Consider the following 23,573-nt stretch of genomic DNA (forward strand, 5'->3'; position numbering starts at 1 on the left):
AGATCGCCCTGACAAATTCCGACTGAAAAAAGAATAAAGCGCCTGAGCTAGTGACCTAACTCAGGCGCTTTTCATCTGGAGAGACGATTACTTACGCAGGCCAAGCTTGGCGATCAGCGCAACGTAACGGTCAGCATCACGCGACTTGAGGTAGTCCAACAGTTTGCGGCGACGGCTCACCATGCGCAGCAGACCGCGGCGACCGTGATGGTCTTTGGCGTGTGTTTTGAAGTGGGGAGTCAGCTCGTTGATGCGAGCAGTCAGCAAAGCGACTTGGACTTCTGGGGAGCCAGTGTCGTTGGCAGCACGTGCGTTGGCCTTGACGACCTCAGCCTTGATTGAAGATGCAATCATGGGTTTTCCTTGTTTTTCGCCTCGACTCAAGAATGAACGTCGGCGGGTGAATGACTTGCGCCACCTGCCGGAAAAGCGGATGGCGTGCGCTTTGCAAATCGCAAAACAGGCGGATTATAGCCCGAAAAGCTGCCCTATAACCCATATGAATGGGGCTCGATGATGTCTGCATGAGCCCTTTTGTGGGAGCGGTGCCCTCGCCGCGATGGTGTCTCGCAGACCACCTCCCATCGCGCCTAAGACGGGGCTAAATTCTGATCCCATGGCTTATTGCCAAATCAATGGGGGCTCAGATCCCCATCAATTCTTGGCCAACCACCCCTTGAGCCGCTCCACGCCCTCCCCCAGCCGCCCCAAATCCTTCGACGCAAAGCACCAGCGCAGCCAGCCTGCGGCCTCGGGCGCAAAGGCTTCGCCGGGGGCCAGCCCCAGACCGGCTTCGGACACCAAACGCTTGGCGGTGGCGACCGAGTCGGGGTGGCCTTCGAGTTTGAAAAACGCGTACATGCCTCCCCTGGCCGGGGCCAGTTGCACGCCCGGCAAAGCCTGCAACAAGGGCACCAAGGTGTCGCGGCAAGCCTTGAGATGCGCGACCACACGGGGCGTGATGTCGGCGGTGTTTTGCAAGGCCACAATGCCGGCTTTTTGGGTGAAGACCGAGGCGCATGAGGTGTTGAATTCGATCAGCTTGCCCATGTGTTGCGTCATGGCTGCGGGCATGACCAGCCAGCCCAAGCGCCAGCCGGTCATCAAAAAGCTCTTGGAAAAGCTGTGCACCACCACCAAGCTGTCGTCGGGCTCGGCCACGTCCAGAAATGAGGGCGCGCAGCCGTTGGCGGTGTCGGTTTCGTAATACAGGCGCTCGTACACCTCGTCGGCCAGCACCCAAGTGCCGGTGGTGCGGCAGTGCGCCAGGATTTCGGCCTGCTCGGTGCTGCTGAGTGTCCAGCCCGTGGGGTTGTTGGGCGAGTTGACGATGAGCATTCGGGTGGCGGGTGTGATGGCGGCTTTGAGGGCGGCCATGTCGAGCTGCCACTGGCCATTGACTGGACGCAATGACACGCACTTCAGATTGGCCCCCATGACCAGCGCCTGCGCCGTCAGGTTGGGCCACACGGGGGTGACGGCAACGACCTCGTCACCAGCGTCAATCAAGGCTTGGGCGGCCAGCATGAGCGCGTTCACGCCGCCTGAGGTGATGGCGATGCGGTCCACACCCACCGGGCCATGCAAGGCCGACATGTAGTCGGACACGGCCTGGCGCAGCTCAGGCAAGCCCAGGTTGTGTGAATAAAAGGTCTCGCCGCGCTGCATCGAATCGATGGCGGCTTGGCGCACGATGTCGGGCGTGACCTCGTCGGACTCGCCAAACCAGAAGGCCAGCACGTCGGGGCGGCCCATGCCCGCGTTGGCGACTTCGCGGATGCGGGACTCTTCCAGGTCCATGACGGCCTGGCGCATGAAAGGGGGGGTCTTGGAGTTCATGCGCTTATCGTAAGGGCTGCCACGCCGGGGCCTTGTCACCCTTTGCACAGCGGCCTGTCCTGCCTATGATGAAGGGCATCAAAAACATCAGGGAGACAGGCATGACACAACCCCATTTTGCCCACACGCTGGCCCGCATGGTGCTGGCCCTGGCTTTAACCGGCGCTGCCCCCGTGTGCAGCGCGGTGGATACCTTCACCGCCACCACCGGCGCTGAAAAACCTGCCAAAGGCAAAAAGGCCAAGGCGGGCAAAGCCCCCAAAATGCCCAACGACAAATCGGGATCAGAAAACCGGGCCGAGCGCGACAAACGGCTGCTGCGTGAATGCAAAGGCCGCCCCAACGCTGGGGCGTGCGAAGGCTACGCCAACTAAACCCACCACAGCCGCAAGCCGCTGGCCCGCACGCTGGGCCGGGCCATGGCAGCGTTGAGCAGACCGGCCTGGCCTTCAACCAGGGTGAACTGCTCGCGGGCACGGGTGATGCCGGTGTAGACCAACTCGCGCGTCAGCAAATCGGCTGCGCCCGCAGGCAAAACCATCGCGGTGTGTGCGAATTCCGAACCCTGGCTTTTGTGCACCGTCATGACAAAGGCCGTTTCGGCATGGGCCAGGCGCGACACGCTGACCGAGCGCAGTTGCTCACCGTCCAGAAACCAGACCTTGAGCACGCCTTGTGCGTTGGGCAAAACCACCCCCACATCGCCGTTGAACACGCCCAGCTGGGCATCGTTGCGCGTGACCATGACTGGGCGGCCGGCAAACCATTCGCCTTGGGGTTTGAGCCACCCGGCATCGGCCAGCGCCTTTTGCACGGCCAAGTTGAGCGCCAGCGTGCCCCAATCGCCCTGGTGCACGGCGCACAAAATCCGAAACCGATCAAAAGCGAGCAACACGCTGCGAACCCAATGGCCGTGCGCTGTCGCGTCCAGACCTGCAGGGCTTGGCGTGAGGAGCTTTAAATAATCGGTGTAAGAAGATTGGCCCGTGCTGCCCAACGCCAGCGCACACACGGTCTGGGGAGTGTCTGGTTGCAAAGCCTGCAAGGGCCAGGCCAAGGTGTTGCCACCCCGCAGGCACGCCCAAGCGGCTTCGGCGTCACCGGTATTCACGGCCAGGGCCAGCTGCCCAATCGGGCCCTCGAAGCGACGGCTTTGCCGCAGCATCACGGTTTGCTGGGCCAGGGCCGAGACCGACTGCCCGGCTTTGGCCTGAAACCGGGGGACCAGGCTTTGCCCCGCCGCTGCCTGCGCAAAGCGCCAAGTTTCGGGCAGGTAAGCGCCTTGGGCGGCGTCGCGGCACACATCCCCCAGCACCGCGCCAGCCTCCACCGAGGCCAATTGGTCTTTGTCGCCCAGCAACACCAATCGGGCCGTGGGGGGCAGCGCTTGCAGCAGGGCGTCCATCATTTCCAGATGCACCATCGAGGCTTCGTCCACGATCAACACATCGACATCGAGCGGATTGGCCGCGTGGTGGCGGAACATGCGGGTGTCGGGCCGAGCCCCCAAAAGCGCATGCAAAGTACGCGCGGGGCCAATGCGCTGGATGAGGGTGTCCAAGTCCAGCGCTGCATCGCTCTGGGCTGCGCCTGTTGCATCGGCGGTTCCGGACACGTTCAGTGATTGCCCTTTGAGTGCTTTGAGCGAGCCGTCAATCGACTGCTTGAGTCGGGCTGCGGCCTTGCCCGTGGGCGCCGCCAATGCCACACGCAAAGGATGGGGACCCTCGTGCAAAGCAAGCAGCAAAGCCAGCAAACGTGCAGCGGTGTAGGTTTTGCCCGTGCCCGGTCCCCCGGTGATGACCGATAAATGCGAACGCAAAGCCACGGCGCAGGCCAGCTTTTGCCAGTCGGTCTGCGCCTCGGCGGCCTTGTTTGAGTTGGGCAGGGCCTTCGCCCCCCCACCCTCCAGCGCTTGGCCAAAAAAGCGGTCCAGCCACACCCGCGCCAAAGCTTCGTCCACAGGCACCGCATTTTGGGCACGTTGCAGCAGGTTTTGGCCCACCCGCTCTTCGTAAACACGGTAGCGGCGCAAGTAAAGCAATGGGGCGTCCTCGGTGCCCCCCAACACCAAGGGTTGCCCAAGGTCAGGCGCACTGGCCAGGCGCAGGCAAGCAGGCGGTGCTGCTCGCAAGGCGACGCTCCAAGCTTGTGCGCTGGGGGGCATGTGGGCCCACAAGGCGGGCAAGCCCAGTGCAAAGGCCTGCACCTCGGGAGCCGCCGCACCGAGCCAATCCACAGGCGGCGCAGCCAGGGCGTGCACGGCCAAACAGGTATGACCGCGCCCCTCCATTTGCGCCAGCACGGCAGCGGCCACCAACACGGCAGGTGATGTGGTCGCGTCCAGGCGATGCAGTTGGGTGGCCAAAGCGCTGTCCAAGCGGCGCAACCAGCCCAGCTCGGCCCAAGCGTGCAGCCACAGCAAGCAGTGTTCGGCGTTCAAACCGTGCACAGGCACATCGTTGACCCAATCCATTTGGGCGGCCTGTGCCAAAACGGGGGTTGGCGGGGTTTTACGCTGGTTCACAAAGACACTCCTGACGGCTCTGGTGCATGCACAACACCCCCCAACATCGCATCCAGGCCATCCATCAAGGCCGTCGGTGCAGGCAAACAGCAGCAACCGCCCACAGGCCCGTCCAAGCCCCGCATGAACAGGTACACCGCGCCCCCCAGATGCTGGGCCGGGTCATACGCTGAGCCCAGACGTGAGCGCAGCAAGCGGTGCAGGGCCAACATGTAAAGGGCGGCCTGCACCTCGTAGCGGTGCTCGGCCATGGCTTGGTCCAGGGCCTCGGCGCTGTAGTTTGCATCTTGAGCACCCAAGTGGTTGGACTTGTAGTCCAGCACCCAGTAGCGCCCCGCGTGCTCGAACACCAGATCGGCAAAGCCCATGAGCATGCCGTGCAACTGGGCGTCGGGCAGCTGGGGCCGCGCCACACCGGGCAGCAAATGCTGCTGACACAGGGTGTCGATTTCTCGGGCATGCAAGCGCTCGGCCGGCAGCCAAAACTCCATCTCGGGCAGCACGGTTTGCAGCGCATTCAAGGACACATGGGGTCCACGCCCGGGGCTCCCCAGGGGCTGGGCCACCAAACGCGACAACCACTGCACCACGCCATCGGCCTGCGCTGTGTAGCCCGAGCGCTCGCAGCGCTTGGCCAGGCGTTCGGCGGTGGGGGTGCCCGGCTCCAGCACAAAACCCTCGGCGGCCAGCCACTCCATTTGGTCGTGCAAAAAGTTGCCTGCACTCGGTCCACGGGCAAAGCTGTGCCAAGGCGCTGTCTGTGCTGACAACGCTGATTGCGCCAAGTCGTCAAGGCTCAAGGCTGTTTGCAGCTCAATCGGCAGAGATTCGGGCCAAGCCGTGGCGACCTCCTCCTTGTCAGATTCGTCATCGGCGCGGCGTGGTGTGGCCATGTCCAGACTGACCGCCCCAGACGCCACGGGCGGGGCCGACACCCAGGCAGCCGAAGACAGCGCCTGAGAAGACAAGCCCCGTGTCAGCCGAGAAAAACTCGCGATGCCCCAAGTTTTGTCAATGCGGGCATTGCAAACCAAGGCCTCGCGCAGTGCCACGGGCTGCTCGGTGCGCTGCCAGCGGGTCAGACTCGCCTCGCCAGTCGCCCGCGTGAAGTGCACCGACAAGGGCTGGCCTTGGGCATGGGTTTGCAAGGCCTGCAGCTTGGGCCACCAGCCGTTTTCGTCGGGCTCGTCGCCCCCTGCCAGCAAATGGCCTGAGGCGCTGTCGTGGTTGACACACTTTTTGCCGTTGCCGCGCTTGACCGGGCTCCAGCCCACCCACAGCGCATGCCGTGCCCGGGTCAGCGCCACGTACCAAAGCCGCAGGTCTTCGCGCAGGCGGTCTTGGTCGGCCGCTTGTGCATCGGTCCGGTCAAAGTCCAGCGTCCAGTGGCGGTCGCCGCCCGCCTGGCCGACCTGCATGACAGACGCTTTGCCAGCCGTTACTTCGCGGTGGCTGTGTGCAAAAGGCAGGCACACCACCGGGTACTCCAGGCCCTTGCTGGCGTGGATGGTGATGACCTTGACCTGGTCTTCGTCGCTTTCCAGGCGCACGGTTTTTTCTTCGCTCTCGCCCGCGCTGCCGTCCAAGGCTTCGTCGATTTGCTGAAGCAACCAGCGGATCAGGGACTGCTCGCCATCGAGCTGGCTGCTGGCCGTTTGCAGCAACTCGGCCAAATGCAGCACATTGGTCAAACGCCGCTCGCCATCGGACTGACCACGCCAGCGGCCTGCCAGTTGCAGCCTGTGCAGCGACTGGCGCAACATGGCCAGCACGCCCTGGGTTTGCCAGATCTGGTGCAGCTCGCGCATTTGTTCGGCACGCTGGTCCAGCAAGTCATCTTGGGTGGCCAGCGCGTGCAACTCGGCCAGCGACAAGCCCACGGTGCGTGTGCCCAGTGCTGCTCGCACGCGTCGCATGTCCTGGGGCTCGGCCACACCGCGCAGCCACAAACACAGGTCCTGCGCCTCGTCACTGGCAAACACCGAATCGCGGTCTGACAAATACACCGAAGCCACGCCCCGCAAGCGCAGGGCATCGCGCACGGCGGCGGCCTCGACCCCGGTGCGCACCAGCACGGCAATGTCTTTGGGCTTGAGCGGGGCATCGCCTTGTTGAGGGTGCACAAAACGGGCATTCGGGTCACCCAGCCAGGCCACGATCTGTTCGGCGCACAGGGCAGACAGGTGCACACGCGCATCGCGCTGGCTGCGCAGCGTGGCGTCGTGCACCAGGGTCATGGCCGGGACGGCGCCGCCGCTGACATGCAGCACTTCGGCACGGCCGTGCGCTTTCACGCTCTGAAAAGGCAGCGGGTCCTCCAAAGCGGTGCGGTAGCCAAAGGCGTCTGCTGGAATTTCAAACCAACGGTTGACCGCATCGACCATGGCCTGGGTGGACCGGAAATTGGTGCCCAGCACATGGTGGCGGCCCTCGGTGGCTCGACGCGCGGCCAGGTAGCTGTGAATGTCGGCCCCCCTGAAACCATAAATCGATTGTTTGGGGTCACCGATCAACAACAAGGCCGTGTCCTGGCGGTTGTCGGCTGTGCGGTAAATGCGGTCAAAAATGCGGAACTGCAGCGGTGAGGTGTCTTGAAACTCGTCGATCAAGGCCACCGGAAACTGCTCACGCAGGCGCTGCGCCAGACGCTCGCCCGACTCCGGGTCGGCCAGCGCCACATCCAGGCGCTCCAGCATGTCGGCAAAACCAAACAAGCCGCTGCGCCGCTTGAGTTCATTCATGCGTTGCAGCACATGGCTGCGGGCATGCAGCCGGGCCTGTTGCTGCGGGTCGGGCAAGGCTTTCAAAGCGGTTTGCAGCTGGGCATAGGCCTGGCTTTCGGGCGGCAAGGTCACCGGGTCTTCACCAGGCTTGCGGCACGCCATCAGGCCTTCGGGGGTGAAGCGGTCCCAACCCGCTTTCATGGCCGCTTCCAGGGCCTGGCCATCGTCCGGGCCTTGCGACCAGGCTTTGAGCACCCCCAGCCACTCGGCGGATTTTTTGACCGTCAGCTTGTGGCCATTCCAACCGTGTTTTTTGGGGGCCAGTTGCGCCTCGATCCAGCCCAGCAAGTTGTCGGCTTGGACATCCCAAGCGGTTTTGAGGGCTTGCAGCTGCGCCTCGCGATCGGCCAAGGCAGCCGCGTAGACCTGCGCCAGTGTGCCTGGCGAGGTTTCGGGCAGGGGCACGGCCATCAGGGCACGCATATCGGCTTCCAGCGCGGGCACGTCGCGCCAAATGGTTTGCACCTGCGCCACTTGCTCGGGGAGCATGGGGTAGAGCTGTTGCCGCCAATAGTCCTGCACCGCCTCCAGGCGCAAGGCGGCCTCGTCGCCGACCAGGTTTTCTTCAAACAGGTTGCCGCTGTCAAAGGCGTGCTCGCGCAACATGCGCTGGCACCAAGCGTCGATGGTGTAGACGGACGCATCGTCCATGGCTTGGGCCGCCAGCGCCAAACGGTAGGCCGCTTGCTCGCGCACACGCCCTTCGGGGTAGTCGGCCATCAGGCGCATCAAAAATGCATCTTCACTGCGGGCCAGGCCCCGAAAAACCTGCGCAGCTTCGGTCAGGCGGGCGCGAATGCGGTCTGACAACTCCCGCGTTGCGGCGCGTGTGAAGGTCATGACCAGCACGTCTTGCGGCAGCATGGGGCGCACCGGCGCGGTGTCCGCCGTGCCATGGCCCAGCACCAGGCGCACATAAAGCGCAGCAATCGTCCAGGTTTTGCCGGTCCCGGCGCTGGCCTCGATCAGGTGGCTGCCGCGCAGCGGGAAGCCGGGGGCGTCCAGGGCATGGGCACTCATGACAGTTCCTCTTGTTCATCTTGTGCAGAGTCTTCGGGCAATGCCTCGACCACGATGTGCGCGGCCCAGTCGCGCAAAGGGGCATAAACGGCTTGGGCGATTCGCTCAAAATGGCCGCTGTCCAGCACATCGCTGAGCGTGGGGTAGGTGCGGGCCAGCGCCGGGTCTTTGTTGCGCTCGGCACGCACATGGCTGCTGCCTTCGTACAGGTCGTGCAAAGCGTTCAGGTTGTCCGGGTCTTTGAGCCACTGCAAAGCCAGCACCGGGGGCACAGGCAGGGGCCAGCGCATGCCCTCGGTCCAAGTGTCCAGCAAGACCTGCAACTGGGCGCGGGCCGCTTGGGGCTCTGGAGGCGGCACACGCAGCACCGCATTGGCCCCCACCACCACACACACCAAGGGCTGCCCCATGGCGGCACTGGCCAGCGAGATCAGCCAGACGTCGATCAATTTTGCAGGCAAGGCCTTGGGCGGTTTGCCCTTCAAGTCAGCCAAAGCATTGGCCCGCAGGCTGAGCAGCATCCAAGCATGGCCGTGACGGCTCAAAACGCCGCTCAGGGCGTCTTGCAGATGCACTTGAGGGTGCGCCAGATCGATCAACACCCGAGGCGCTGGCTGGGGGTAATCCTGGCGCTCTTGCAAGGCGGCGCCCAGCATCGCCTCGAGCTTGAGGCTGAGTTTGCTGGCTTCGAGTTCGCCCACGCCTGCCAAGGGCATCGCCCCAGCCTGGCGCAAACGCTGCACCACGCGCTGGGTGTAACTGGGCATGTTGTGCGGGGTCACATCGGTGGGCACATGCTGCAGTTCATGGTCCAGCAGCTGGTACAGGTCCAGCCCCCCCAGTCCAAACAGCTCTTCGCCGGGCAGTTCACTGCGCTCAACGTCCAGGTTCACCTGCAAGCGTTCACGAAAAAATGCCCCGACCGGTTTTTGCAAAAACCGCCCCAATTGGCCCAGGGTGATGACCGGTGTGCCCGTGGCCGACTGCAAGGGCTCGAGCTGGATGGGGTCATTCTGGGGCTTGCTCGGCTGAGCGTTCAAGGGGTCGTGCAAGTTACCGTTCGAGTTACCGTGCAAGGCGGCAGCGTCATCACCAGGGCGGGCGTCGGTTTGCGCCGCTCGCCACTCCAGGGCAAAGGTCTGCAACGTGCTGTCTTGTTCAAAATACTGGCGGCTAAAGGGCTGCAGCGGGTGCACCGTGGTCAGGCGTTTGACCGTGCCCTCGCCCCACAGCGCATCGATCTCATCACGCAGCTGCGACACCAGCACCGACGGCGGTTGTTCGCTGTTGTTGCGCACACTGCGGCCGCTCCAGCTCACGTACAGGGTGCGCCGTGCAGACAACAGGGCTTCGAGCATCAGCTGGCGGTCGTCGTCCCGGCGCGAACGGTCACCCGGGCGGCTCAGGCCGGGCAGGCCCAGCAAGTCAAAGTCGGCACGCGGGCTGCGGCGCGGGTAGTCGGCGTCGTTCATGCCCAGCAAACACACCCGCGCAAAAGGAATGGCCCGCATGGGCATGAGCGTGCAAAAGGTCACACCTCCCGCCCGAAAACGCTGCTCCAGCTTGGGCACCTTGAGCGCCTCCATCCAGGCTGCGCGGGCCACCGTCAGTGGCACAGCCTGCGCAAAGTCAGCCTGATCGGCGGAGCGGGTCCAGTCGTTCAGGGCCTGATCCAGAGCCGACAGTGCGTTGCGGTCGGTGTCGTCTTGCGCCTTGAACAAGGCGGCCAACAGGGCGCGACCGCGCTGGGCCCATTGCAGGGGCGTGGCCTCACTGGCGCATTGCTGCCACCAGTCCATCAAGGCTTGCAACAGGTGCGCCAAAGCCCCGGCCAATTCGGCGTCCAGCCCCCCGACCTCGGCATAAGGGTCAATGCCTGCAAGGTGCGGGGCACTTTGCGGTGAAAGGCCCGGCGCATCGGGCACCGGGTCGGCCCCGCAGGCGTAACCCATCAGCATGCGTTGCACACCAAACAAGGCCGAGTTGTCATCAGCGCAAGTGTCCAGGCCCAAACCCGCCCGGTGCGGTGCCGACAAGCCCCATCGAATGCCCGAGCCCACCATCCAGCGCGTGAGCGTGGGCAACTGCTCGGGCTTGAGGCCAAAGCGGGCGGCCAAAGCGGGCACTTCGAGCAGCGCCACCCACTCGCTCATGCGGCTGCGTTGCTGGGGCAAGGCCAACAACCACTCCACCGCATGGATCAAGGGGCTGGTGGCCTGCGCCCCCAAGTCGGCAATGTCATAGGGAATAAAACGCGCATCACCCCGCTTGTACTGGCCAAACACGGCGCGAATGGCCGGGGCCATGACTTCGATGTCGGGCACCATCACCACCACGTCGCGCGGCGAAACCTCGGGTTGAGCGTGAAACCACAGCAAAAGTTGGTCATGCAGCACCTCGAGTTCACGCACCGGGCTGTGCGCCACTTTGAAAACCAGCGAGTCATCGTGCGCGTCCAGCGCGGCCTCGACCGGCTCCTGGCTCGACTTCAAATCGCGGATGCGGTTTTGCAGTTGCGTGAGCAAACGGCGGCCGTCGGCCCCCGGCGCATCGTCAAACAGGTCCAGCCGAACACCCGGATGGCGCTCTTGCGCCGCTTGCAGGTCGTCAAAGGCGTCCAGCTGCCGAATGAAGTCGCGCCCCTGTCGCCCCCAAGCGGCCAGCAAGGTCGGCGCGTGCAAATGCATCTGCTCAAAATCCACGGTCGACAGGTTTTCTTTCTTGTAGGCATGACGTCTGCGCTCGGCCCGCAGCGCATCGCGCCCGTCCATGATGTCGCCCCAGTGGTGCTGGCAAGGGTTGGGCACGGCCAGCAGGACTTGGCTGTGCGCCGACAAAGCGCCCAGCATGTCCAGCAACTGGCTGGGCATGTGGCTCATGCCAAAGACCGACACGCGCCGCGCCACCGGACTGGCCAGTGCTTGGCCCGACTGCAAAAGTGCCAGCGCACGCAGATGCAACGCAGGCCGAGTGGCTTGTTTTTCTGCATCGGTCAAAGTGGCCAGCACACGCCGCCACAGCTCGGCCTGCCACCGCTGGTCCTCGGGCAAGAGGCCCGCCTTGTCATCGGGGCGCACGGGCTGGCCCGACTGGCGACGCAACACATCGCGCCCCTCGGCCCAGTCTTGCAACCAATCGGGGCGGTAAATTTGGTACTGGTCAAACAAGTCGGCCAAACGACTGGCCAATTGCAAGAGGCGTTCAGGCTCAGGCTCGGGTCGCTTGCCACGCAAATAACCGGCCACGGGCTGAAACACCGGATCGCCCACACAGGCTGGCAACAAAGCCATCAAACGCCACGTCATGGGCAATTTGTCCAGCGGTGAGTCGGGCGGCACGTTGCTCGCACCCAGCACCTGGCGGTAGGTGCGCCACAAAAACCGCGAGGGCAGCTCCACCCGGGTGGCCGCGCAGACCCCCCCGCCAGGTCCGCCCTGCCCGGCCAACGCCATCTTGATCCACTCGGCCATGCCGTTGCTTTGCACCAGCACCACCTCCTGCTCCAGCGCAGCCAAAGGCTGGCGCATCAACCAAGCCGACAAGGTTTCGGCCAACACCTCAGAGCGGTGGCTGTGCAGGGCCAAAAAGCCGGGGACGATCGAAGAAGTGGTCATGCGCGTCAATTGAGAGACAAACACCGAGTCCAGGCGGGCCATCCATCGGCCCCGCCTTGGCGAACGGAAGGCTACAAGAATAGCCGCAAAACAATGGCCCATGGCCGCACGCAGTGCGAGACGCAAGCCCTCAACTGCCTATTTTTAAGGCACACCCCGCCAAGCCAACAGGCATGCGCCCTCGCAGGCTTGTTCCATCACTTATCCACAGCTTTGAGCCCGGTGTTTGGGGACAGCCATCGCGGCAAAAAACAAGCCTGGGGGTGATGACAAAAGCTCTAATCAAACACTTATACTTGCACATATGTTTGGATTCTGGAGCTTGACCATGTCACAAATCACGCTGTATCTGGACGATGCCACACAGGCTTTGGTGGATGAAGCAGCCAAGGCCAACGGTGTCTCCAAAAGTCGCTGGGTGGCGGACATCATTCGCACTTATGCTGCACACGATTGGCCACAAGACTGTTTGGCGCTGGCGGGCCGTTTTTCGGACTTTCCTTTGCGGGGTGATACCGCCAAAGAACAGCCCACCGATGTCCCACGCCAGTCTTTTTAATCAGCGGCCATGTTGATCCTGGACAGCAACACCATCAGCTATTACTTCAGGGGTGACCCGCAGGTCGTGCCGCGCATGCAAGCGCTCAGGCCGGGCACTCTGGGCGTTCCGGCCGTTGTGGAATACGAGTTACGCTGTGGTTTGTTGCGCTTGCCTCAAGAGGCGGCCACACCCAGGTTGGCCGCTTTGACGCAATTTCTTCGCCCCTTGCAAATGCTGCCTTTCGATCACGAATGCGCTGCACATGCGGCCAAACTTCGCGTCGCACTGGAAGCCGCAGGCACCCCCATCGGTCCGCACGACACCCTGATTGCGGCCACTGCATTGCGCCACCAAGCCACCTTGATCACGCGCCATATGCGTGAATTTTCACGGGTGCCTGGCCTGCAATGGATCAACTGGCATGAGGATTAGCGATCAATCAGGCGCTGCGTGGGGGTGCCCCAGCCGCCCGGGCGATGGGAGGAGGTCTGCGAGGCTTTATCGCGGCGAGGGCACCGCTCCTACAAAAAGGCTTTGAGCCAACATCACCCGGCTGGCTCAATTGAGCCAGCCCAAGCGCTCAAACGTCCAAAACAAACCCAACACCACGATGGCCGAGGAGCCCCCAAACACCAGCACCCAGCGGTAAAACCAGGTGCGCCGCAAACCCCAGGCCAAGGGCAAAAACGCCCCCACAATGGCCAGTTGCCCCAACTCGACCCCCAAGTTAAAGCCCCCCAACGCGGCCAGCAAGGCGCTGGCGGGCAAGCCCAAGTCCAGCAACACACTGGCAAAGCCAAAGCCGTGCACCAGGCCAAACACAAACGCCAGACGCCAGCGCTTGAGGGCACTGAAACCCAACAGGTTGTTCAGTGCCGCCAGCACCACCGACAAGGCAATGGCAGGCTCCACCCAATCAGCAGGCGGCGTGAGCACGTCCGTGATGGTCAGCCCCAGCGTGATGGAGTGCGCCACCGTGAAGGCCGTGACCACCGCCAACACATCCATGACCACGGGCCTTGCTTGCGGGGCGGCAGGCCAATGCGTCACCCTTTGGCGTGTGGCTTGCAAAGGGGCCAGCAGCAAGAGGCTGAGCAAAAAAACAATGTGATCGATGCCGATCCAGATGTGCCAAACGCCCTCCAGGATGTAACGGCCAAAGACTTTCCAAGGGCGGCTGTCTGCCAGGCTGACCTGCGCCTCTGGCCTGTCCGGGCTGAGCAAAACGCTGCTTTGCACACCCGCCAGGTCCACCTTGAGCAAGCCTCGGTGCAAGCTGTCACGGTCAAACATCAAGCCATAGCGCAGCCCCAAACTGGCGTTGGCCGCGTCGGCTGCCGAAGACAGGCCCGGGCATTGCACCGCCCACAGGGCACTGAGGTATGTGCCATCGGCTCGCTCACTCGCTTGCAAGTCGGCGGTGCCCAAGGTGCAGGCTTGGCCACTGGCCGTCAGACCAAGGCCTTGGGCCAACCAAAGCTGCAGCTCAGCGCTTCGGGCCTGGGTTTCAGCCCAAGTGACCTGGCCGTCACGGTCTGCGTCCAGATCAAAAATCAGGTCCACATCGCGCCAATGAACATCGGCTCGCAAGCTCAGCTCAGAACCCGATGCGCTGAGCGTCAAAAAACTGTTGCTGCTGGAGTGCGCCTGCACCCCTTGTGCACACAACAGTCCCACCCAAACCATGGCAAACGCCACAAGCCCATGGCGAAGCCCACCCCGTTGAGACAAGATCATCATGGTCGGCCCCCTGTCCAGCTGGGATGTGACTGGAGCTGAGCCAAGAGGGGCTTCAATTGGGGGTCGGTGTAGCCGGTTTTTTGGGCCCAATTGAGCACCGGTTCCGCCGCGCGGACTTGGCCCTGAGCCAGCGCAGCCTGAACAAACAGCAGCGCATCGGGGGGTTCTTTTTGCAGCTGCCAATTTCGAATCGACAAGGCCAGCCCCGCTTTCACGTCGCGGCCGTAACTGATTTGGTAAATCAAAGCAGGCCGCTCGATCAGTGACTCTTGCCGCTGCCCTTGTGATTGCTGCCGCGCCTCGAACTGTTGGGCCAAACGGGGTTCATCGGCATCTTTCAGCCCCCGGCTGGCCAGCAGGGCTTGCATCAGCAGGGCGTCGGTCATGATGGCCGTGCCACTTTGCGCTTGGCCGGGGGTTGCCATGGCGATGGTTTTGGCTTGTTTGAACTGGCCTTGCTGATTGAGCAGTTCGGCCAAAGACAGGCGAATCAGATGCGACTGTGGACTGACTTTCAGGCGCTGCCCCCACACCTCCAGGGCACGGGCAGGCTGCCCGGCCACGCGGTGCGCCTCACCCCTGTGAAAACTCAACCAGTCTTGCGACGAGTCGTCTTGAAAGCGGGCCCATCGAATCGCGCGGCTCAGCATGTCCACAGCGTCCAAGGGCTGACCACTGCGGTAGCGCAAAACCGCGCGGTAGGCCAAGGCTTCCTCGTCGCCAAAACGCCGGGCGATCTCGTCGGCATCTTGCTCGGCGGCTCGCATGTCGGCCAACAACAGATGCAAGGCAAAGCGCCAAGACCACAATTCAGGGCGACCGGGCTCCAGGGCAATGGCCCGCTCAATGTCCTGCAACCCCTCATGGAAATCATGAAAGCCCTGCTTGACCAAACCCCTTAAAAAATAAGCCTCGGCAGGCAAATTTTGCGCATGCCACCAAGGGCTCAAAGCCGCCTTGGCCGAGCCATACCAACGCAAATCACCCTCGGTCAGGCCCAATGTAAAAACGGCCCGGGCATAGGCCAGCGATGCGCTCAAATCTTGAGGTTGGGCACGCCAGGCCTTGTCCAAAGTGCGCCAAGCGGCCTGGCGGTCACTGCCAGCATGCACCGACGTGGGCAACACCACATGCGTCTGTGTCGGATTGAAACGCTCTTGCGCCGAGGCCAGCGACACCCCCCAACACAGCACGCACAAGGCCACAGTTGCACGGGTTGGCAGGGGAATGGCACGCACTGAAGTGGGCCGACGACTTTTGTCCATGTTCAACGTGTGCCTTTGATGATCGCTACGATGTTAGTGTGTGTTGGCTTACCCTGATGCGCAATTCTGGCCTTTTTTCCATTCTCTTTGCTCGAAGGTATTTTTATGAAATTCGTGATGACCGCTTTTGTTTCCGCTTTCATGTTGGTGTCCATGCCTGCCTTCGCTGGCAGCCACGGTGGCGGCAAAATGGACGACAAAAAAGTCGACTGCTCCAAAAAAGAAAACGAAACCAACCCTGCTTGCGTGAAGAAATAAATCCCTTCGCCCTCTGCACCAACCCCTCTTGAGGGGTTTTTTTTCGGGTTCATTGCACCCGGAGCCTGGTCATTGGTTCAAGACATGACATGGCGTCAACTCATCGCAACAAAAAAAGATGTCATCTTTGATTTACAAGCGATAACACCTAGGCACTGAAGGCTTTCAAGCCTTGCAACCCTTGTTTCAAAAGGTTATTGTCAACTCTTATTTACGGATCACTTGATGTACCTCAATTCAGCGGGCCTTCACTTCAACCCGCTCAGGGTCTACGCCAACACCTTGTTGACCTGGATGTCCTCATGGGGTCAGGGTCACAACCCATCAGCCATGCAGCAGTCACGCAACACCGATTTTTCGAACGGTCAGGACGAGTGCAAAAAATCGCTGACCCAGGTGATCGAAAGCCAGATCATCCCGCGCCTGGTGCAAGCCCACAGGGTGGAAACCCGTGCGCAGACCCGTGAGCTGCCTGGCGGCCCAACCATTTCCATGAAACAAGTGGCCACCTTTGTGGCGCTGAGCAAATCCAGCCAAACCTCTGAAACCACGCAGTTCATCGACCAACTGCTGCACGACGGTGTGACCACCGACTGCATTTTTCTGGAGCTGATCGCGCCTGCCGCCCGTCAACTCGGCCAAATGTGGGAACAAGACCTGTGCGATTTCACAGAAGTGACCTGCGGCTTGGTGCGCATGCACGAAATCACCCACCGCCTGGGTTTTGAATACCAAAACGGCCCCCAACTCGGCGGCGATGTGCAACGCATCATGTTGGCCTCAGCCCCCGGATCGCAGCACTTTTTGGGCATGACCATCGTTTCTGATTTCTTTCGCAAAGCAGGCTGGGATGTGGTCATCGAAATTTCGCTCAGCGAAAAAGAACTGGTCCACGCCGTCAGCAACGAGTGGTTTGACGTGATCGGCATTTCTTGCGCCACCGAAGCACAGCTCAAGGCCCTGCCCGGCCTGATCCATGCACTCAAAGGCGCTTCGGGCAACCCTGAGCCCGGCGTCTTGTTGGGTGGCCCCATTTTTACCGTGCAAGAGCACGATGCCCGAAGCCTGGGTGCCGACGGCATTTGCATCGACGTCAAAGAGGCGGTCGCCTTGGCCGCTTCTTTCCGCACGCGCCCGGACTGAGCCCCCGCTGGGCTTGCCCTTGAGGGGCAAAGACCATTCACACCTTGGCGCTGCACTGCGAGCGGGTCTGCGTTAAAAGCTTGGCTTAGCTCCCATGAAAGCGCTTTTGTGAACAACGCCCCCCTTGGCTCCGCAACCACCGAATTGCCCCACCCATCGCCGCCCCATGCGCCAACAGGCCCCGACATGCCCACCGCGTGTGGCACGCTGACGGTGATGTACGACGGCTCTTGCCCTTTGTGCCAACGCGAAATCGGTCTTTACCAATCGCTCACCCCTTTGCAGCCCGTGGCATGGCTGGACGTGAGCGCGGCGAATTTGACACCCGCGACACGCCAGCAACTCATGGCCCGCTTTCACGTTCAACAAAGCGACGGCCAACTGCTCAGCGGCGCTGCAGCCTTTGTGGCCCTGTGGCTGAACATGCCCGGCTGGCGCTGGCTGGGTCGGCTGGGCCGTTTACCCGGTGTGACACCGGTGTTGGAAGTGCTTTACCGTGGCTTTTTGCCGCTTCGCCCCACGCTTCAAAAGTGGGTCAAAAAACACACCGCGCCTTGAGCACTGCACCCTTGATGTCCAGCACACCCTTTGCCATGGAACCTGAGGTCGCCCCTGCAATCGACCCCGCCCGCGTGTCCGCCATCGTGGCCATGGCTTGGCAAGACAACACGCCCTTTGAAGCCATTGCCTTGCAATTTGAGCTGAGCGAAACCCAGGTGATTGCATTGATGCGCGAGCACCTCAAACCCCGATCGTTCAAAGTCTGGCGCATGCGGGTGCGTGGCCGCACGGCCAAGCATTCGGCCTTGCACCAAGCCAAACACCACAGCAGTCTCCCGCTGGTGTGCGGCCCCAACAGCTTGGCTGCGCTGGCGCTTTTGCACCCGGATGACAGCGAAGACTATCCCCTGCCCCACGCCAACATCACGCGCCAGTCTTTGCGCTGAAGCGGCTCAAGCCCTTTTTTGAAGCCCAGAGGCGTTGGTCGGCTGCTGCGCATCGGCGGGGTTGTCGTGCGGCAAAAAGTCGTGCGGCTCAAAGGCCAGGCGCTCGCCGTGCCCCAAGGCGACCGAAGCCTCAAAACCTGAAGGCTCAGGCAGCATGGACTGCAATACGGTCAACACGTTTTGCAAGCGCGGATCGTGGGCTTGCGCATCATCGGTGGTGTCGTTGATGCAAAAAAACGCCAGCTCACCAAACTCGGCCTGCAAAGCCTGCAACTGCGCGTTTTGATCGGCTTCGCCCGTTGACACGTAGCGGTGGCGGTAGGGCCGGATACTGGCCAGGCCATGCGCCAAGGCCCAGCGCAACACAAAATCCGACACGATGGTGGGCTTGTCCCAGCTGCGAAACACGGTCGAACGCACCGCAGCAAACAACTCGGGGGCCGTCTGCTCCAGCTCCATCAAAATCGACTTGAGCATGGGCCGGGGCGAGTGCGCAAATGTGCGAAACGTGCTTTGGTACAGCGGGTCCTGCTCGCGCAAGGCCGCTGCCCCCGAGCGGGCCTTGTCGCTGAGCCACTGAATCGACAAACGGCACGCGTTTTCAAGCGAAGTGGCGTCCATGCGCATGGCCTCATCGGTCACCAGCGGCTCATCTGACCAGGTGACGTGAAAACCTACATCGGTGAACCAATCACTCACCTGCACGGGCGCACCAAAAAATACATCGTCGTTGAAGTAAAAGTACCGCTCGGACAGCCCGGGAATGTGGTGAATCCATGACTCGATGTGGCCCGAGTCAAAGGTGGGCAAGGACGATTCGGGCATCAAATCGCGGTGATCGACCAGCGTCAACCGGTCTGAAGCTTGCAGCCAATCGGGGGCCTGTGCGTCGGTCACGATGTAAACATGGCCGTGATCGGGAAAAAACTTCTCCAAAGCCCGCAGGCTGTAGCGCAGCTCGTGGTTGTCGCGAAAGCGGCCCTCCACATTGCTGTAACGGGCCATGGCCGCGCTGCTGTCAGAAGGCAGCTGCTGCAAAGCTGCTTGGCGCTTGGCTCGCCAAGCCGAATCGTTGCCGTCCACCCACAAATAAACAATGTCGATGGCGGCTTGGGGCATGGGGGCGTTGGTTTTTTTCAAGGCACGCAGTCTAGCAGTGGTGAATGAAACGGGTTTTCAATAACCGCTCTGAGCTCAGGGCCACTGGTCAAAACAAAGCACCAAAAAATTAATAAGCATGCTTATAATTTGCCGTCCACATTCTTTCTATTGGAGCGTCATGAGCAGTGTTTCCACACATCTTCCCGTCCTTGTTGCTGGTGGTGGCATTGGCGGCCTGGCAGCCGCCTTGGCTTTGGTGCGCCAAGGCTTTGCCGTCACCGTGCTCGAACAAGCCCCCGAAATCGGCGAAATCGGCGCGGGCATCCAAATTGGACCGAATGGGTTTCATGCGTTTGACGCTTTGGGCGTCGGCGACAAGGCCCGTGGCCGCGCCGTTTACACCGACTTCATGGTGATGCACGACGCGCTCGACGAGTACCAAGTGGGCAAGATCCCCACCGACGAAAAATTCCGCGAACGTTTTGGCAACCCCTATGCCGTGATCCACCGTGCCGATGTGCACTTGTCCTTGCTCGAAGCAGCGCAAGAAACCGGGCAAGTGCAATTTCACACCAGCACCCGCGTGGAGCGCATCGAGCAGAACGAGAGCAGTGTGACCGTGTGGGACCAAAACGGCAAAGCCTTCCAGGGCTGTGCCCTGATTGGGGCCGATGGCGTCAAGTCGGTGGTACGTGAGCAATTTGTGGGCGACCCGGCCCGTGTCACGGGCCATGTGGTCTACCGCGCCGTGGTCGACAAAAAAGACTTTCCCGAAGACTTGCAATGGAACGCCGCCGCCATCTGGGTGGGCCCCAACTGCCATCTGGTGCACTACCCCCTGCGTGGTGGCGAGCAGTACAACGTGGTCGTGACCTTCCACAGCCGCGAGCAAGAAGAATGGGGCGTCAAAGACGGCAGCAAGGAAGAAGTGCAAAGCTACTTCCAGGGCATTTGCCCCAAAGCCCGCCAGTTGATCGACCTGCCCAAGACCTGGAAACGCTGGGCCACGGCCGACCGCGAGCCCATTGGCCAATGGACTTATGGCCGCGTGACCCTGCTGGGCGACGCCGCCCACCCCACCACCCAGTACATGGCACAAGGCGCCTGCATGGCCATGGAAGACGCCGTCACTTTGGGCGAAGCCTTGCGCACTCACCACAACGATTGGCCAAAAGCTTTGGACATGTACCAACGCGCCCGCGTGGCCCGCACTGCCCGCATCGTGCTGTCCAGCCGCGAGATGGGCCGCATCTACCACGCCAAAGGTGTGGAGCGCCTGGTGCGCAACGACCTGTGGCGCGGCCGCAGCCCCGAGCGCTTTTATGATGCGATGGAGTGGCTGTATGGCTGGAACGTGGGCAACTGCCTTGACGCCGCCATGGATCCTGCACGCTGATGTTTGAATTTTGTACACAGGTATCTCGCAGGTCGGTGGCTATAGCCCCGACATTGCGGGCTTCGGCGCAGGCTGCATGTCGGGGCTAAAGCCACCGACCTACAACTGCCCACACGCGGCGCAACACAACTGAACAGAACGGAGACACATTCATGAACGACCTTGGACGCATCGAAGACTTGCCCGCAGACTATGTGCAGGACTTGCGCAACGTGAACCTGGTGCCCCTGTGGCCCAGCCTGCGCGGCGTGCTGCCCCCCAAAGTGCCCACGCGCCAGACACAGCCCACCTGCTGGGCTTACAAAGACATCAAGCCGCTCTTGCTCAAAGCAGGCGAGCTGACCCCGATTGAAAAAGCCGAGCGCCGCGTGCTGGTGCTGGCCAACCCCGGCCATGGTCTTGACAAAATGCAGGCCTCGGCCGCCATGTACTTGGGCATGCAATTGCTCATGCCCGGCGAATGGGCCCCCAGCCACCGCCACACACCCAACGCGGTGCGCATGGTGGTGGAAGGCGAAGGCGCCTGGACCACGGTGGACGGCGAAAAATGCCCCATGAGCCGGGGCGACTTGATCCTCACACCCACAGGCCTGTGGCACGAACATGGCCACGACGGCACAGACCCCGTCATCTGGCTCGATGTGCTGGACCTGCCCCTGGTCTATTACATGGAGGCCAGCTACCACATCAACGGCGACCGCCAGACCGTGGTGCCCGGCCAGGGCGACAAGCAATACGCCCGTGGCGGCGTGGTGCCCTCGCATGTGTTTGAGCGCAGCAAAAAAGCCTACCCCATGCTGCGCTACGCTTGGAAAGACGCCAAGGCCGCGCTCGAATCACTGGCCTCTGACGATGCCGGTTTGGAACAGGTGCAAGTGACTTACACCAACCCCGAAACCGGTGGTGACGCCGAAAACATCTTGGGCTTTTACGCCCTGATGCTGCGCCCCGGCCAGACCTTGCGCTTGAGCGCCCGCTCGCCTGCGCAGGTGTTTCACGTCATCGAAGGTGCTGTGCAAGCGCAGATCGTGGCCAGCACCTTCACCCTGCTTGAGGCCGACACCTGCTGCGCACCCGGCTATGAAGCCGTGACGCTGACCAACTTGCAAGCCGACCAACCCGCCTTCATCTTCATCGCCGACGAATCGCCACTGCACCGCAAACTGGGCGTTTACGAAAACCGCGGCTGATCTTTTTCCCCATGTAGGAGCGACGCCCCCGTCGCGATGCACCTTCGACAAAAACCATCGCGACGGGGGCGTCGCGCCTACAACAACACCATTGAAAAAACCATGACCACATACCTTTTCACCCCCCCTGCCATTCAGTCTCTGCCCATCCGTGGCCAGCAGGAACGCTTCCCGATCAACCGCATCTTCTGCGTGGGCCGCAACTACCATGCGCACGCCGTCGAGATGGGCCGCCCCGTCGACAAGAGCGTCGAGCAAGCCTTTTACTTCACCAAGTCACCACAGACCTTGGTCGAAAGTGGTGCCACGGTAGATTACCCCCCGCGCACCAACAACTACCACTTCGAGATGGAGCTCGTGCTGGCGATTGGCAAAGAAGGTTTCCGCGTGAGCGAAGCCAATGCGCACGAGCTGGTTTATGGCTACGCCGCCGGTCTGGACATGACACGCCGCGACCTGCAGCTGGTGGCGCGCGACAAAGGCCGCCCTTGGGACACGGGCAAGGACATCGAGCAAGGCTCGGTTTGCAGCGAGATCGTGCCCATGCCCGGTGTGGTGATCGAGAACGGTGCGATTGCGCTGGAAGTCAACGGTGCGACCAAACAGTCGTCCAACGTGGACAAGCTGATCTGGAACATCCGCGAAATCATCGCCGACCTGTCCACCTACTACCACCTGCAGCCCGGCGACCTGATCTACACCGGCACACCCGAAGGCGTGGGCGCAGTGGTCACAGGCGACGAAATCACCGGCCGTATCGAGGGCGTGGCCGAAGTGGCGCTGACCATTGGCGCAGCCGGCTAAAGCAGTACGACACAGGATACGCACGCGGCACAAAGATATTGGCATTGACCCACACGTGTAGAAGCGACGCCCCTGTCGAAAAAACCCTCGCAGACCCACTGTCCATCGCCCCGAGGGCGGAGCTCCCACAAAATATGGGACCTTGACCCTGTGGGAACAACGCCCCAGATCTGTAAGTTCAAATATCCATCACCCATCAGGAGATCACCATGAAGCTCTACAGTTTTTTCAGAAGCGGCACCTCGCACCGCCTGCGCATTGCACTCAACCTCAAAGGCATTGCCACCGACTATGTGGCGATAGACCTGCGGGTGGACGAACAGCAAAACGAAGCGTTCAAAGCCATCAACCCTCAAGGCCTGGTGCCCGCACTGGACACGGGCGAACAAGTCTTGATTCAGTCACCCGCCATCATCGAATGGCTGGAAGAAAAGTACCCCACACCAGCGCTGTTGCCTGAGGGCGCTGAGGCCCGGGCGCATGTGCGCGCACTGGCGGCGATGGTGGGATGCGACATCCACCCGATCAACAACCGCCGCATTTTGCAAACGCTGCGCAAGCAGTTTGGTGCCGACGAAGCCGCCATCAACGCTTGGTGCGGCACCTGGATCAGCGAGGGGTTTGACGCCTACGAAGCTTTGATTGGGGCGGACAAGTCACGCGGACGTTTCAGCTATGGCGACACACCCACGCTGGCCGATGTGTATTTGATCCCACAAGTGGAAAGCGCCCGCCGTTTCAACGTGGACATGAGCCGTTGGCCGTTGATCAGCGCCATCGACCGGGCCTGCAGCGAACTCGAGGCCTTCAAACAAGCCGCACCGATGGCCCAGCCAGACGCTTGAATGCTTAAGCGTTGAGAGAACAGCGCTTGGTGCTTGGGCTGCACCCTGCCTGATGATGTTTTTTGTAGGAGCGACGCCCCCGTCGCGATAAGCCTCGCAGACCACCCCCATCGCCCCGAGGGCGGGGCTCCTACAAAATGCAAGCAGCCTTCCTGAAGGAGCGACGCCCCCGTCGCGAAAAGCCTCGCAGACCATCCATCGCCCCGAGGGCGGAGCTCCTACAAAATGCAAGCAGCCCTCCTGATAGGGGTAGGAAAGGCCAAGGCCTCCCCTCCCTCCGAACCGTGCGTGCAGTTTTCCCGCACACGGCTCTCCAGTCAGTGGTTTCCTCATCGGGATTGGCTCGCTTGCATTCGGGCCTGCGTCATGGTGAACAGCCCCAACTGCGCGAAGTACTCGTTTGGCCAGCGTTTGTGATCAACTTGGCTCCTCCTGTCACTTTTCGGCATAAAGGAGCCAGCTGTTTTCGGCATATAGGAGCCAGCTGCAAGCGCTCAAACTGACATCTTTCGGGTTTGGATTTTGCCCTTATTTGGCGTCTTTTTGTGGGTTTGAATTCT

The 23,573-nt window shown here is 61.8% G+C and carries 19 protein-coding genes; 10 read left to right on the forward strand and 9 right to left on the reverse strand.

Going from position 1 to position 23,573, the window contains the following annotated elements:
- Nucleotides 1–87 precede the first annotated feature (87 nt).
- Nucleotides 88–354 (reverse strand): 30S ribosomal protein S15, encoded by a 267-nt coding sequence (rpsO, locus tag B9Z48_RS19590; RefSeq protein ID WP_019428565.1) that lies wholly within the window; start codon nt 352–354, stop codon nt 88–90.
- Nucleotides 355–654: 300 nt separating this feature from the next.
- Nucleotides 655–1,839, reverse strand: coding sequence for a pyridoxal phosphate-dependent aminotransferase (locus B9Z48_RS19595; RefSeq protein WP_089960517.1), 1,185 nt, complete (start codon nt 1,837–1,839; stop codon nt 655–657).
- A 101-nt stretch (nt 1,840–1,940) separates the two neighbouring features.
- Here B9Z48_RS19595 and B9Z48_RS19600 point away from each other — a divergent pair, with 101 nt between their 5' ends.
- Nucleotides 1,941–2,213 (forward strand): hypothetical protein, encoded by a 273-nt coding sequence (locus tag B9Z48_RS19600; protein WP_146186334.1) that lies wholly within the window; start codon nt 1,941–1,943, stop codon nt 2,211–2,213.
- On the opposite strand, the gene recD is transcribed toward B9Z48_RS19600, so the two are convergent.
- From recD to recC, 3 genes are read right to left on the reverse strand one after another with little or no spacing between them, the layout of a single operon-like run.
- Nucleotides 2,210–4,366, reverse strand: coding sequence for an exodeoxyribonuclease V subunit alpha (recD, locus tag B9Z48_RS19605; protein ID WP_368665927.1), 2,157 nt, complete (start codon nt 4,364–4,366; stop codon nt 2,210–2,212). The genes B9Z48_RS19600 and recD overlap by 4 nt on opposite strands.
- On the reverse strand, nt 4,363–8,169 hold the full coding sequence (gene recB / locus B9Z48_RS19610) for an exodeoxyribonuclease V subunit beta (RefSeq protein ID WP_108380359.1): 3,807 nt from the start codon (nt 8,167–8,169) through the stop codon (nt 4,363–4,365). The genes recD and recB overlap by 4 nt, the downstream gene beginning before the upstream one ends.
- On the reverse strand, nt 8,166–11,783 hold the full coding sequence (gene recC, locus B9Z48_RS19615) for an exodeoxyribonuclease V subunit gamma (protein ID WP_108380367.1): 3,618 nt from the start codon (nt 11,781–11,783) through the stop codon (nt 8,166–8,168). The genes recB and recC overlap by 4 nt, the downstream gene beginning before the upstream one ends.
- 328 nt (nt 11,784–12,111) lie before the next feature.
- Between recC and B9Z48_RS19620 the strand changes: the two genes are divergently transcribed.
- Complete coding sequence (locus tag B9Z48_RS19620; RefSeq protein ID WP_108380368.1) at nt 12,112–12,342, forward strand: CopG family transcriptional regulator; 231 nt, start codon at nt 12,112–12,114, stop codon at nt 12,340–12,342.
- 9 nt (nt 12,343–12,351) lie between these two features.
- Nucleotides 12,352–12,756, forward strand: coding sequence for a type II toxin-antitoxin system VapC family toxin (locus tag B9Z48_RS19625; RefSeq protein ID WP_108380360.1), 405 nt, complete (start codon nt 12,352–12,354; stop codon nt 12,754–12,756).
- Between the two features lie 126 nt (nt 12,757–12,882).
- On the opposite strand, the gene B9Z48_RS19630 is transcribed toward B9Z48_RS19625, so the two are convergent.
- From B9Z48_RS19630 to B9Z48_RS21465, 3 genes are read right to left on the reverse strand one after another with little or no spacing between them, the layout of a single operon-like run.
- Complete coding sequence (locus B9Z48_RS19630; RefSeq protein WP_108380361.1) at nt 12,883–14,064, reverse strand: HupE/UreJ family protein; 1,182 nt, start codon at nt 14,062–14,064, stop codon at nt 12,883–12,885.
- Nucleotides 14,061–15,329 carry a tetratricopeptide repeat protein gene (locus tag B9Z48_RS19635; RefSeq protein WP_089956948.1) on the reverse strand — a complete coding sequence of 423 codons (1,269 nt, stop codon included), beginning with the start codon at nt 15,327–15,329 and terminating at the stop codon, nt 14,061–14,063. Before B9Z48_RS19635 ends, B9Z48_RS19630 begins: the two co-directional genes overlap by 4 nt.
- A gap of 2 nt (nt 15,330–15,331) precedes the next feature.
- Nucleotides 15,332–15,640, reverse strand: a complete 309-nt coding sequence (locus tag B9Z48_RS21465) for a hypothetical protein (RefSeq protein WP_146186335.1) — start codon at nt 15,638–15,640, stop codon at nt 15,332–15,334.
- A 172-nt stretch (nt 15,641–15,812) separates the two neighbouring features.
- On the opposite strand from B9Z48_RS21465, the gene B9Z48_RS19640 reads away from it, so the two are divergent.
- The 3 genes from B9Z48_RS19640 (at nt 15,813) to B9Z48_RS19650 (ending at nt 17,677) form a co-directional block, all read left to right on the forward strand.
- Nucleotides 15,813–16,730 (forward strand): B12-binding domain-containing protein, encoded by a 918-nt coding sequence (locus B9Z48_RS19640; protein ID WP_228769210.1) that lies wholly within the window; start codon nt 15,813–15,815, stop codon nt 16,728–16,730.
- A gap of 186 nt (nt 16,731–16,916) precedes the next feature.
- Nucleotides 16,917–17,288, forward strand: a complete 372-nt coding sequence (locus B9Z48_RS19645; protein WP_089957077.1) for a thiol-disulfide oxidoreductase DCC family protein — start codon at nt 16,917–16,919, stop codon at nt 17,286–17,288.
- The gene (locus B9Z48_RS19650; RefSeq protein ID WP_228769208.1) at nt 17,285–17,677 is read left to right on the forward strand and encodes a TIGR03643 family protein; all 393 of its coding nucleotides are present in this window, start codon (nt 17,285–17,287) and stop codon (nt 17,675–17,677) included. The genes B9Z48_RS19645 and B9Z48_RS19650 overlap by 4 nt, the downstream gene beginning before the upstream one ends.
- 6 nt (nt 17,678–17,683) lie before the next feature.
- Here B9Z48_RS19650 and B9Z48_RS19655 read toward each other — a convergent pair whose 3' ends face one another.
- The gene (locus B9Z48_RS19655; protein WP_228769207.1) at nt 17,684–18,817 is read right to left on the reverse strand and encodes a stealth family protein; all 1,134 of its coding nucleotides are present in this window, start codon (nt 18,815–18,817) and stop codon (nt 17,684–17,686) included.
- Nucleotides 18,818–18,956: 139 nt separating this feature from the next.
- Between B9Z48_RS19655 and B9Z48_RS19660 the strand changes: the two genes are divergently transcribed.
- From B9Z48_RS19660 to maiA, 4 genes are all read left to right on the forward strand, one after another.
- Nucleotides 18,957–20,174, forward strand: coding sequence for a 3-hydroxybenzoate 6-monooxygenase (locus tag B9Z48_RS19660; RefSeq protein ID WP_089956944.1), 1,218 nt, complete (start codon nt 18,957–18,959; stop codon nt 20,172–20,174).
- Between the two features lie 152 nt (nt 20,175–20,326).
- A complete protein-coding gene (locus B9Z48_RS19665) occupies nt 20,327–21,364 on the forward strand; it encodes a cupin domain-containing protein (protein ID WP_108380362.1) in 1,038 nt (345 codons plus the stop codon).
- Between the two features lie 102 nt (nt 21,365–21,466).
- Nucleotides 21,467–22,168: a fumarylacetoacetate hydrolase family protein gene (locus B9Z48_RS19670; protein ID WP_089957072.1), complete on the forward strand. Its 702-nt coding sequence runs from the start codon at nt 21,467–21,469 to the stop codon at nt 22,166–22,168.
- A 209-nt stretch (nt 22,169–22,377) separates the two neighbouring features.
- A complete protein-coding gene (maiA, locus tag B9Z48_RS19675; protein WP_108380363.1) occupies nt 22,378–23,013 on the forward strand; it encodes a maleylacetoacetate isomerase in 636 nt (211 codons plus the stop codon).
- Nucleotides 23,014–23,573: the final 560 nt, after the last annotated feature.

The organism is Limnohabitans sp. WS1 (assembly GCF_003063265.1).
Taxonomy (GTDB): domain Bacteria; phylum Pseudomonadota; class Gammaproteobacteria; order Burkholderiales; family Burkholderiaceae_C; genus Limnohabitans_A.

Coding starts and splice junctions, on each gene's coding strand:
- B9Z48_RS19620 (WP_108380368.1), top strand. CDS start 12,112: ATGTCACAAATCACGCTGTATCTGGACGATGCCACACAGGCTTTGGTG.
- B9Z48_RS19625 (WP_108380360.1), top strand. CDS start 12,352: ATGTTGATCCTGGACAGCAACACCATCAGCTATTACTTCAGGGGTGAC.
- recC (WP_108380367.1), bottom strand. CDS start 11,783: ATGACCACTTCTTCGATCGTCCCCGGCTTTTTGGCCCTGCACAGCCAC.
- B9Z48_RS19630 (WP_108380361.1), bottom strand. CDS start 14,064: ATGATGATCTTGTCTCAACGGGGTGGGCTTCGCCATGGGCTTGTGGCG.
- B9Z48_RS19600 (WP_146186334.1), top strand. CDS start 1,941: ATGACACAACCCCATTTTGCCCACACGCTGGCCCGCATGGTGCTGGCC.
- B9Z48_RS19595 (WP_089960517.1), bottom strand. CDS start 1,839: ATGAACTCCAAGACCCCCCCTTTCATGCGCCAGGCCGTCATGGACCTG.
- rpsO (WP_019428565.1), bottom strand. CDS start 354: ATGATTGCATCTTCAATCAAGGCTGAGGTCGTCAAGGCCAACGCACGT.
- maiA (WP_108380363.1), top strand. CDS start 22,378: ATGAAGCTCTACAGTTTTTTCAGAAGCGGCACCTCGCACCGCCTGCGC.
- B9Z48_RS19660 (WP_089956944.1), top strand. CDS start 18,957: ATGAGCAGTGTTTCCACACATCTTCCCGTCCTTGTTGCTGGTGGTGGC.
- B9Z48_RS21465 (WP_146186335.1), bottom strand. CDS start 15,640: ATGAACCCGAAAAAAAACCCCTCAAGAGGGGTTGGTGCAGAGGGCGAA.
- B9Z48_RS19640 (WP_228769210.1), top strand. CDS start 15,813: ATGTACCTCAATTCAGCGGGCCTTCACTTCAACCCGCTCAGGGTCTAC.
- B9Z48_RS19665 (WP_108380362.1), top strand. CDS start 20,327: ATGAACGACCTTGGACGCATCGAAGACTTGCCCGCAGACTATGTGCAG.
- recB (WP_108380359.1), bottom strand. CDS start 8,169: ATGAGTGCCCATGCCCTGGACGCCCCCGGCTTCCCGCTGCGCGGCAGC.
- B9Z48_RS19645 (WP_089957077.1), top strand. CDS start 16,917: ATGCCCACCGCGTGTGGCACGCTGACGGTGATGTACGACGGCTCTTGC.
- B9Z48_RS19670 (WP_089957072.1), top strand. CDS start 21,467: ATGACCACATACCTTTTCACCCCCCCTGCCATTCAGTCTCTGCCCATC.
- B9Z48_RS19635 (WP_089956948.1), bottom strand. CDS start 15,329: ATGGACAAAAGTCGTCGGCCCACTTCAGTGCGTGCCATTCCCCTGCCA.